General features: G+C 48.7%; 12 protein-coding genes and 2 tRNA genes. 5 read left to right on the forward strand and 9 right to left on the reverse strand.

Translation table 11 applies throughout. From position 1 onward, the window contains the following. Positions 1 to 99 precede the first annotated feature (99 nt). Positions 100 to 172: transfer RNA gene (locus Q0E49_RS07300), tRNA-Glu, on the reverse strand. A 53-nt stretch (positions 173 to 225) separates the two neighbouring features. Beyond that, positions 226 to 555 (reverse strand): hypothetical protein, encoded by a 330-nt coding sequence (locus tag Q0E49_RS07305; RefSeq protein ID WP_295747543.1) that lies wholly within the window; start codon positions 553 to 555, stop codon positions 226 to 228. Positions 556 to 696: 141 nt separating this feature from the next. On the opposite strand from Q0E49_RS07305, the gene Q0E49_RS07310 reads away from it, so the two are divergent. From Q0E49_RS07310 to Q0E49_RS07325, 4 genes are all read left to right on the forward strand, one after another. Beyond that, positions 697 to 1836 (forward strand): excinuclease ABC subunit A, encoded by a 1140-nt coding sequence (locus Q0E49_RS07310; protein WP_295747545.1) that lies wholly within the window; start codon positions 697 to 699, stop codon positions 1834 to 1836. Between the two features lie 4 nt (positions 1837 to 1840). Further along, complete coding sequence (locus Q0E49_RS07315) at positions 1841 to 2140, forward strand: hypothetical protein (protein ID WP_295747547.1); 300 nt, start codon at positions 1841 to 1843, stop codon at positions 2138 to 2140. A gap of 10 nt (positions 2141 to 2150) precedes the next feature. Continuing rightward, positions 2151 to 2321 (forward strand): hypothetical protein, encoded by a 171-nt coding sequence (locus tag Q0E49_RS07320; RefSeq protein ID WP_295747549.1) that lies wholly within the window; start codon positions 2151 to 2153, stop codon positions 2319 to 2321. Between the two features lie 64 nt (positions 2322 to 2385). After that, positions 2386 to 2458: transfer RNA gene (locus tag Q0E49_RS07325), tRNA-Gln, on the forward strand. A 78-nt stretch (positions 2459 to 2536) separates the two neighbouring features. On the opposite strand, the gene Q0E49_RS07330 is transcribed toward Q0E49_RS07325, so the two are convergent. From Q0E49_RS07330 to Q0E49_RS07345, 4 genes are all read right to left on the reverse strand, one after another. Beyond that, positions 2537 to 3292 (reverse strand): tyrosine-protein phosphatase, encoded by a 756-nt coding sequence (locus Q0E49_RS07330; protein WP_295747551.1) that lies wholly within the window; start codon positions 3290 to 3292, stop codon positions 2537 to 2539. 87 nt (positions 3293 to 3379) lie between these two features. Continuing rightward, the gene (locus Q0E49_RS07335) at positions 3380 to 3946 is read right to left on the reverse strand and encodes a LysM domain-containing protein (protein WP_295747553.1); all 567 of its coding nucleotides are present in this window, start codon (positions 3944 to 3946) and stop codon (positions 3380 to 3382) included. A gap of 334 nt (positions 3947 to 4280) precedes the next feature. Further along, entirely contained in the window at positions 4281 to 5105 is an 825-nt protein-coding gene (locus Q0E49_RS07340) for a Cof-type HAD-IIB family hydrolase (protein WP_295747555.1), read from the reverse strand. 10 nt (positions 5106 to 5115) lie between these two features. After that, positions 5116 to 6975 carry an acyltransferase family protein gene (locus tag Q0E49_RS07345; protein WP_295747556.1) on the reverse strand — a complete coding sequence of 620 codons (1860 nt, stop codon included), beginning with the start codon at positions 6973 to 6975 and terminating at the stop codon, positions 5116 to 5118. Positions 6976 to 7160: 185 nt separating this feature from the next. Here Q0E49_RS07345 and bsh point away from each other — a divergent pair, with 185 nt between their 5' ends. Beyond that, positions 7161 to 8138: a choloylglycine hydrolase gene (gene bsh / locus Q0E49_RS07350; RefSeq protein WP_295747558.1), complete on the forward strand. Its 978-nt coding sequence runs from the start codon at positions 7161 to 7163 to the stop codon at positions 8136 to 8138. 54 nt (positions 8139 to 8192) lie between these two features. Here the strand turns inward: bsh and Q0E49_RS07355 are convergent, their stop codons facing one another. The 3 genes from Q0E49_RS07355 to Q0E49_RS07365 all read right to left on the reverse strand — a co-directional run. Next, complete coding sequence (locus Q0E49_RS07355) at positions 8193 to 8504, reverse strand: hypothetical protein (RefSeq protein ID WP_295747560.1); 312 nt, start codon at positions 8502 to 8504, stop codon at positions 8193 to 8195. A gap of 205 nt (positions 8505 to 8709) precedes the next feature. After that, positions 8710 to 9684: an alpha/beta hydrolase gene (locus Q0E49_RS07360; protein WP_295747562.1), complete on the reverse strand. Its 975-nt coding sequence runs from the start codon at positions 9682 to 9684 to the stop codon at positions 8710 to 8712. Then, on the reverse strand, positions 9638 to 10347 hold a 710-nt coding region (locus tag Q0E49_RS07365; protein WP_295747564.1), incomplete at its 5' end, for an SIS domain-containing protein. The genes Q0E49_RS07365 and Q0E49_RS07360, both read right to left, overlap by 47 nt.

Below are 10347 nucleotides of genomic sequence, written 5' to 3' on the forward strand. Positions count from 1 at the left end.
CTAAAAAAGAAGAACCGTTCGGAATTTTGAGCATTCCGAACGGTTCACTCATTATAAAGGGCTTATGTCACAGCCCCAATTCGTTAATCAAATCAAATATCACCCGCACGGGGATCGAACCCGTAACTCCGCCTTGAGAGGGCGACGTCTTAACCAATTTGACCAGCGGGCAATCAAACATACAAAAAGTAGTATACCGACTGCACCCTAATTTGTCAATATCAACTACTCAAAAGATAACTCCAGAAAATAGCAGTGGTGGTTAGTAAAATGTGAACTCGTCACCCACACATTATGATAGTCAGGAATTGTATTCTTTGTTTGCTCATAGAAGTAATCCAGCAAGTCACCATTTTGGGCCACAAAGTCCCCCGAAAGCCGGTTAACCATTAACTGGTTGTCAGGAAAATAAAAGGCTGAATCCGACACCTTGGTACTGTCAGGGACAGACAACCCAATAACGTTGGAACAATCCTGCTCACTGACCTCTGCTATTTCGGGATGACGCTTAATTTGGTACAAAACGTTATAAATACTATCGGAACTACTTGCCATTAGTACTAACCTCCTGGATCAAACTTCTCTCTCTTGCCAGTTATTGTAGCAGATTGTAGCAAAAAACGCACAGAAAGCCTGTTTCTTCCTTGCTTCCTTGCCAAGAACCATCGTAAAATCGATTGAAAGGGAGGGACAGACATGAATTACCGACACGAACCACACGGCCTCTTTTTGGTCGTCGACAATAAATCATTTTTTGCTAGTGTTGAGTGTACTGTCCGCGGGCTCGACCCACTGACCACTCCCTTAGTCGTGCTCCGCGAGGTCCCGCACACCGCCCACGGTTTGGTGGTTGCTGCTTCGCCAATGGCCAAAAAGATGTTTCACCTCCACAACCGCGGCACCAAAAGTCAGCTCCCTCGTGATGACCGTTTAATTATCGTGCCGCCGCGAATGGAACTGTACGAACGACGCAATCAGCAAATCAACGAACTGTTTTTAAAGTTTGTTAGTCAAAAAGAATTACTTCCTTACTCTATCGACGAGTCGATCCTTGACGTCAGCCACCATTGGCAAGAATACGGTCCCTCCGTCGACAATATTGTCAAAGCAATCCGCCAGGAAATATACCAGCAATTGGGGCTGATTACGACGGTTGGCATCGGTGACAACCCCCTGCTGGCTAAATTAGCACTCGACTTGGTAGCCAAAGAACAACCTGACTTTGTCGGGCGACTTCAGTATCGCGATATTCCCACTAAGCTGTGGCCCGTCCACCCGTTAACGGATATCTGGGGCATTGGGCGGCAAACCGCCAGCAAGCTGAACTCCCTTGGCATCCACACGCTCGGCGAGATTGCCCATACCGACCCCCACGCCCTTCAAGCAGCAATGGGGAAAGTCCGTGGTGTTAGTCTCTATGCGACTGCCTGGGGAATTGACCGATCGCACCTCGACGACCCGCGTCCGCACCGTTCTCACAGTATTAGCAATTCCCACGTCATTACCGAGGGCTCAAGCAATGAGCATGAACTACGGCAGACCCTGGAAAAGGTCGGGCAAAACGCATTCCGACGGGTGCAAAAACAAGGGCTCGTCCCTGGTAACATTTCCGTCAGCCTGACCTTTCAGGATAACCCTGATGACTTTCACGGACACGCTGTTTCCAAAACCCGTAATTTTACCGGAATTCCGAACCAGCAATCAGCGTTAGCCACCGCCGTCCGTCTCTTTAACCAGTTATGGCACGGCGAAGATGTCCGGATCGTTTTTGTTGGCTTCGGTAACCTGCAACGGCTAACCAGCGAACAGCTCGACCTCTTTTCAACAAAGGAGTAATCTTATGTCTAGAGAAACCGGTCAACAACTAGTCATGGCAGTCCGCCATTATTTTCATCGCCTGCCCGAAACGCGGTACTCCTTGTCGGTAGTTAATGTCCCTGCTGACCAGCAATACCACTACTTTTTCTATATTCGGCGACGAGGCGTTTCCACCCGCTCACTGCCACTGGCTGTTGAACCAGCAAAACTGGACCTATTGATCGACAGCCTGACCATTTTTCGCCAGAGCTACCAGCTACCGGTGAACCTGGTCGGTTTTAGTCAGGACCAACGGCGACGTCTTCACCAGTTAACGCGTTAAGAAAGGAGTGTTGAAAATCGAGCTACGGCTTTATAGTGACGAAGAGGCTAGTCGCCTTGCCAGAAACTTTTTTGAAAACGAATATCACGATCCTGGCATCCAGAAGTGGGGCGGTTTTCGTACTGGCCACTGGGGCGCCAACCTTCAACCGACCACAGACAATCAAAAAAATTCAAATTAGGTGTTGCGTTTAGCGGCGTTTTTCGCTATACTATTAATCGTTGTTAAGGCAACGCAATCAATATTGGGCATTAGCCAAATTGGTAAGGCGGTGGACCCTGGATCCATAATGTACTGGTTCGAGCCCAGTATGCCCAACTTCTACGATCAGCTTCGGCTGGTCTTTTTTATTTCACAAATAACCCCCGTCGGCGGTGATCGCTGACGGGGGGATGTTTATTCCAAAAATTTTTGACGTAACCGGTCAATCTCCTGCACACTCAAGTCTAACTGACGAATCAGAAACTGGTCAACCGTCCCCCAGCCCTGTTCAATCGTTGCCAAAAAGCCCTTCATCACCGGGCCATCACCCTTGGTGGTGTTCATCTTGGCGACCATTTGCCCCATCTGGTCCGCTGATGGTAGTTGGCGTGACGCAGCAAAGTCATAGAGCTGATTGGTCAGCAGGTAGTCCTTAATAATCGTTTGGTCGTCGACACCGAGCATTTTTAAAATCAGGGCAGCCATCATTCCCGTCCGGTCCTTGCCGGCACTGCAGTGAAAGACAAGCGCTTCATCCGGTGCGAGCTCAACTAGTTCCCGCATCACTTTGCCAAAGGCATGCTGAGAATGAACATTGAGGACAATGTGTTGGTAAATGCTGCCCAGATAACCCGCGGGCAAAATCTTCCCCGGAACGTCCGATTGCTGGTCAGCATCCCCCTCTTCAGCATAAACGTGACAGTCGATATACCTCATTCCTGCAGCCAGCTTGTCAGGCATTGCTCGTTGTTCAAAGGCCGTCCGCAAGTCACAGTCAACGGTGATCCGTCGATCAGCCAACAATTGTAAGTCCTTAGCTGATAAGCTGCTTAACGAGTCTGCGCGGTAGATCCGTCCCCAAGCCACCGTCCGGTGGTCAGCGGTTTGGTAGCCGCCCAGGTCGCGAAAATTCATTGCCCCATCAAGTGGGACTAGTCGTTGCTTTGCCATTTCTGATCCCTCCACTGCTATTATACGCAAAAATGACGGGGCCACGAAGACCTCGTCATTTTGATTGGTTAATTTATTAGGTGGTGATTAGTACCAGCCATTAGCCTGCCAGTGGACCTGGGCGTTTTGCCATAAACCGTAGCGACTAGCAACGTACTGGTCAGCAACCCGTTCCTGGTTAGCTGGAGAGTAGTCCCCACCAAGGTAGGAAGCACTCAGTTGGTACTTACCAATGTATTGACCGTTAGTTGCGCCATAGTTACCACCAGATTCGCGGGCAGCAATCCAAGCCTTCGCAGCTGCTTCGCTGCCGGAAACGTTAGAAGTGTATGCTGAACTAGCGGTGTTAGTATTCGTGTTAGCACTTGGCAGGGTTGCCGCCTGCTTAGCTGAAGCCTGTTCAATCTGACCATCGCTAGTGATCAGCAGTTTTTGACCAACATAGATAACGTTAACGTCCTTAATGTTATTCTTCTTGGCCAGTTCGTTGACATGGTCCGTGTCCTTGGCGAACTTCATCGAGATTTCTGACAGGGTATCACCACTTTGAACAGTGTAAACAGTGTCGGCGTTAGCAACTGCAGTCGTAGCAGCAACACCTGCACCTAAAGCAGCAACACTGGCAACAATCTTGGTTAAGTTCTTCTTAAACATAAAATCAATCAACCGTCCTTTTGTTTTTTTTGTAACTTGCTTATCAATTTCAACGGTTACTATGATAGCTATTCAATATTACTAGAAAGTAACAAGACAATATCGAAATTGGCTTGACCAGCGTCTTTTTTGTAATCTTCTGTAACATTGACCAGCCAACTCGCAGCCCAATTTTGAATTTATCTGAAGGCAGCTCCGCCACTATCGTTTTCTTTGGCACACCTAAACAAATAATTTAGAAGCTCGATTTTTGCTCAAAAAAAGGGCTTTTTTCACAAGAAAAAGGGAAAAGATCCCTTCTGCCTGCTTTTTCAGCCCCTTAAAGCGTCCTTTATTACAGCATTGTTGCAAAATAATCTTCCAAAAAGACTGCCACCCCGTCTTCGTCATTCGACTTCGTTACCGTGGTGGCCGCTTGCCGTACCTGGTCAACACCGTTGGACATCGCGACAGCGACTCCGTTACCACTAGCAACAGCCTTGGTCATCCCTAGGTCGTTGTCACCGTCGCCAAAGCTCATGACGTTACTGAAATCCCAACCGTAATGGTCCAACAACTTCCTCAACCCCACTGCCTTATCCACTTGCGGTGGCAGGAATTCGAGGACGTATGGCTGAGACCGGGTCACCGTGAAGACGTCCTTAATTGTCGCTGGTACATTTTTCTGCGCCTCTTCGACCACTTCGACCTTCGTGCAGATAATCAACTTGCTGTATTCCTTATCGTGAGGCAGCTGACTAAACGGCATGTGGTGGTATTGAATGTGGTGAATAAAGCCAGAGTAGCCAGACTTAGCGAGGTCAGTCATCTCGTAAACCGATTCGAAATCAAGAATGTTGAGCGGGTAATGATTCTGCTTGCAGTAGTCATAAACCCGGTGAATGTTTTCATAACCCATCCCTTGACGGAATAAGACCTTCTTACTGTTGTTTTCAACAACCAGTCCCCCGTTGAAGTTAATCGTGCAGTCGTCATCATTCGTCAGGACCAGTTGTTCAATCAGCGGCCAAATGGCGTTAATCGGGCGACCCGTACACAACACAACCTTAATTCCTTGATCATGCAGTGATCGTAACGCCCGTTCATTGCGGGCACTAATCTTCTTATGGCTATCGAGTAACGTGTTGTCCAGGTCTAATGCAATCATTTTGATGGTCATAATAATCCTCCTAATGGTGCTTTAAAATTGTCGTAACAATCAAGCGGGTAAACTGAACATTCCCCTGCTCGTTCATGTGGACATTGTCGTTGGCAAACCAGTTCTGGTGGTGCTGGCTCAGTGAATACCAGTCCACGAGGTAAACGTCGCCGCGCTGACGAGCAACCTTTAAAATCAACTTATTGACGGCCCCTTGCCAGTCTTTCGTTGGAATATGCGAGTTTACCCAGTAAATTTGGTGACCCGGACCAATGGCGTCAATAATCTTGCCAACGGTCGCCGTCGACATCATCCCGTTAGTCCCCAGGTTCAAAACAACAATCTTTTGTAAGTGGCCCTGCTTTTTGAGGTCCTTGATGATTGCCGGTGCCTGAGATCCTTGCCGGCCTACCTGTGCGTCAACGTAAGCAGCCGGCATGACCTGCTGAATATTTTTTGACGCATCTGCCATCACGGAATCCCCAATCACCGTCACTTTGAGCTTTTTAGCCGGCGCTAGTTGGCCCTTGCTGAGGGCATACTTACGGTGAAGCGACTTACTGCTAACCTTTACTTTGGCCGTCTTTCCCGCCGCGACCCGCTTGTTTTGGTTGGCAGTGGCGGTCGTTGCCTGTTCAATGTGCCTTTGAACAGCATTCTTTTGGGGCGCTTTTTCTGGAGCACTAAGGGCGGCGGCAAACATCCCGCAGAAAAGCAGAGCAGGAATGACCCGCAGCCAGACCTTGAACTGCCCCGGTTGGAACCAGGAGCGGATAGTCGACCGCCAGTTAGTCCAATCATAGTGAGCTAGTGGCCGTTCAACAAAGCGGTATGACAATTCACTGATTCCCAGAATTAATACCAGCTCAACCACTGCATTGATTAATGGGTGAAGGCCAACGGCAACCAATCGCTCGTAAAACACCATGACTGGATATTGATAAACATAAATACCGTAGGAACGGCGGCCAACCCACTGACAAAGCGGGTGCGCAAACCACTTACTCAGACTACTCCCCTGGTGGACGATGGTTGCTAGGAGTAACAGGCCCGCGACACTGTAGCCAAACATTCCCCCCTCGTAGGCGGCCCGCCCTTCACCATGCATCAACACGAAGCCAACCAGGGTCAGTAGCAAACTGCCGAGCCCAACAACATCTAACCAGCGCCTACTTTGCTGGTTAAGGTTTGTTTTCAGTCGTTCGTGAGGCCAGACAAACGCTAGCCAACACCCAAGTAAAAGGGAAAATGCCCGGGTATCTGTCCCGTAATAAACCCGGTTGATGTTATCTGGACGGTACAAAAGCGCCATTTCAACTGCCGAAAGGATTGCCAGCAGGAAAACTAGTCGCCGAACTGTCGACCGTTTGCCGAAGAGTTTCAGTAGTCCCCACAGTAGAAGCGGCCATAAGAGGTAGAACTGCATCAGCACTCCCATGGTCCAGAGATGGGTAAACGGGGACTGTTGGGTAAAACGGTCAAAATACGACTGGCCATTGGCAATTTCCCACCAATTGTAGACACCAGCCAGGTTAAAAAATACAATTTGCCGCAGATGGTACAGCAAAGTGCGAGCAAAGAACAAGATGTACACCGAAGTGGCTGCCAGCATCGTTGCCAACACTGGATAAAGCCGCCTTGCCCGTCGTCGATAAAAAGCAGTCAACTGGAGTGGTTGCTCATGCTGCCAACGCCGAAGCAATTGACTAGTGACAAAGTATCCCGAAATTATCAAAAATAGTGGTACACCGAGAAAACCGCCGGGAAGAAATGTGGGAAGCAAATGGTACCCAATCACCCCGACAACGGCCAGCGTTCGCAAACCGTCAACACCATACACGTAGTGCCGGTGCGATGACTGCTTCACCAAAAACACAGGTTTGTTCTGCATCTATCTCCCCCCTAATTCCGCAAATTACTCCATCTATTATAGTCAAAACAGCGAAGCCAGTATAGCCATAATTCCCGTCTTTTTCCTACCACCACCGTCATTGCCATTATTTGCTTCCACCAATGGGCAATGCTACGATTGGATTGTCGCAATGTTATCAGTCAATTACAAAAGGATCTGCTAATATGTGTACATCTATAATTTATTCAGCCGGTGACGGTTACTTTGGCCGCAATCTTGACCTCGAAATGACGCTTGGTCAAAAAGTCGTCATCATGCCGCGCCACTACCCGTTGCGTTTAAAAAATCTCCCGACCATTACCGATCACTTTGCCATCACCGGAATGGCGATTATTCGTGATCACTATCCCCTCTATTTTGACGGGGCCAACGAAAAGGGCTTGGGCATGGCTGGATTAAACTTCAACGGGCCCGCCCACTTCTTTGGTTTGGCTGAACACAAGGACAACGTGGCTTCATTTGAAATTGTTCCTTACCTCCTCGCCCAAGCGGCAACGGTCGCTGAAGCAAAACAGTTACTAACGACCATTAATCTGACCAACCAAAGTTTTTCTGCCACGATGACCAGTTCACCACTTCACTGGCTAGTCGCAGATAAGTCTGGCGCGGCAATCGTCGTTGAATCGACCCGCACCGGCTTGCATGTTTATGACGACCCCGTCGGCGTTTTAACCAATAATCCCGAATTTCCGCAGCAAATGACGAACCTGGCTAACTATCGCAACGTCTCCGTTGGTGAACCCGTAAATACGCTTGCACCAGGAATTGATATTCCTTCTTATAGTCGTGGTATTGGTAGCAGCCAGCTTCCCGGGGGGCTTGATTCCGAAAGCCGGTTCGTTCGTGAAGTCTTTACCAAAGCCCATGCGCCGCTGGGGACAACTGAAGATGAATGTGTCAGTCATTTCTTCCACTGCCTCAATAACGTTGCTCAACCCCAAAACCTCGATGAAGTAGCCCCAAATAAGTTTGAATACACCATCTATACTGACTGTCTGAACTTAGCGACCGGGACCCTCTACTACACGACCTATACCAACCAGCAAATTAATGCCGTCGCGTTGAGTAACATTGACCTCAATACTAGTGAATTAAGTTCCTTCGAACTAGTCACCAAACAAGCCATCAACTACCAAAATTAACAACCACCAAAAAAGCCTCCATGTTGGGAAAATCCCAGCGTGGGGGCAATTTCGTTATGACAGGTGGTTTTCCTTCATAATTTCCTTCACCAGCGCATCTGCCTCTGGAGTCCGTTTCCATTCTTCCCAGTGGTCCAGGTTCTCTGATTGCATCTGGTAGTGACTGTTGATGAAATCTTCATATTTTTGTACCGTTTGCGAATGGGGAATATTGAGCTTGAGAATTCGGACTTCCTTAATATAGCCACGATCAGCCGCTAGCTCAGCGCGACCGTTATGAACCATGTTGCCAATTTCGTAGTATTTACTTCCATCATTTCTCGTGATCTGCTCAATCATGTCTAAGATTTCATGTTGTTTTTCCATCACATTGTCGCCTTGCCTTTCGTTAATAACCGTATTTTACAACAGAACATCCTAAATAAAAAATCACCGCCATGGTCTGGCGGTGATTGGCATAAGAGAGAAAGAGAATTGATTAGAAGGTAATATTGATACCTTATGTCATTATAATAACCGATTGTGTAAGCGCTGTCAAACGTTATTTGCTTTTTTCGCAAATAATCTCTTTTTAGTTGTGGGCAGCAGTCGGTTCTGGCTGTGGGTGGATGATTGCACCGTTTTGTGCCCGCTGATGCCAGAGAAAAGTACCAATGCACTGGTAAACTGCGGGACTCTTTCGCAGCCCACTATGCTGATAAAACGAGCCCGTAAAACGAACATTTTTCACCTTTAATAGCTGGTGTCGCAGGATGTAATTTAGTGAGAGTGCTGACTGCGTCGTCACCTTGCCATCTGAGTTGGTTCCATTCCCGAGGTCACCATAGATATTTAAGACCTGGACATCCTTAGGAAAGTACTTTGCTTGTCGCATGAGGGTCTTAAAGGCAGGGTACTGACTATCAGCCGGATACCAATGATCTGGCCGGTAGTGGTCGTCCAAACGCACCGCATGCGGAAAGTCATTTTCCTTCAGCAAGCCATTATAGCAACCGGCAACGGAAACAAATTTCTCCATAATTGGCAACTGCCGGCGGGAAACCATCTCAGTTTGCAGCAAGGTGACGCAACCTGCTGAATGCCCGACGGCGTAATAACGCTTCACCCCGTCCTGAACTTTGATATAGTGGAGGGCCTTGGCCAACCAAAGATTGTCCTGGGGAATCGACGCGTTGCGGTTAACAAAGTTGATTTGAATCAGTGGGTGGTCAATCCACTGGTATTCGCCCTGGACATTTAACTCGCCATCGGGCTCAATATTGATTGTTTGGACCCGGGCAGCACCATAGTAACGGTGGCTAAAGTAGGAAATCATCCCGTTCGTCGATTTGGCCGACCCCTTCAAGCCATGAACAAAGACGGTGGGAATGGGTTCCGTGTCCCGAGTACCAGGTTCCGCCGCTTTCGCCGTCCCAGTCAACAACAAAGTGAAAAAGGCGACCACCAGAGTCACCCTTCCAACTTTACTCCTCATTAACTTCTTCATCTTGACAACACGCCTACTGAACAGTAACCGACTTTGCCAAATTCCGTGGTTTGTCAACATCCAGGCCCTTCCCCAGGCTGGTGTAGTAAGCCAATAGCTGGGTTGGCACGACGCTCAGTAACGGGGTCAGCAACGGATCGACGTCTGGTAAAACAATGTTGTCGTCTTCTGTCGCCAGGTGGCGGGACACGATGGTTAACGTTGCGGCGCCCCGGGAAGCTGTTTCTTCCAGGTTTGACCTAGTCAGTCCAGCAGTCCGGTCCTGCGTAATTAAGCCAATGACTGGTGTCCGGTTCTCAATCAGAGCAATTGTCCCGTGTTTAAGCTCACCGGAAGCAAACCCTTCTGCCTGAACATATGAAATTTCCTTCAGCTTCAGTGCTGCTTCGAGCGCTACGGACCAGTCCATGCCCCGACCAATGTAGAACGCATTCCGCGGCTTGCTCAGGTAGTGAGCGGCCATTTCGGCCATCTTGTCCTTACTGTCCGTAATGGCCTGCATCCCATTGGCAATAATGGCTAATTGCTCCTTCAAGGCAAAATCAGCGGCAGCCTGTTGCCCCATCTTCATCCCCAGAGCCTTTGCCAAGATTGCTTGCACCGCAATTTGTGCCGTGTACGCCTTCGTTGACGCCACCGCAATTTCTGGTCCGGCATAAATCAACATACTAAATGTCGACTCCCGGCTCAGGGTTGACTTGTCCACGTTAGTGATGGTCAAAC

The sequence above is a fragment of the uncultured Limosilactobacillus sp. genome, assembly GCF_934202235.1.
Taxonomy (GTDB): domain Bacteria; phylum Bacillota; class Bacilli; order Lactobacillales; family Lactobacillaceae; genus Limosilactobacillus.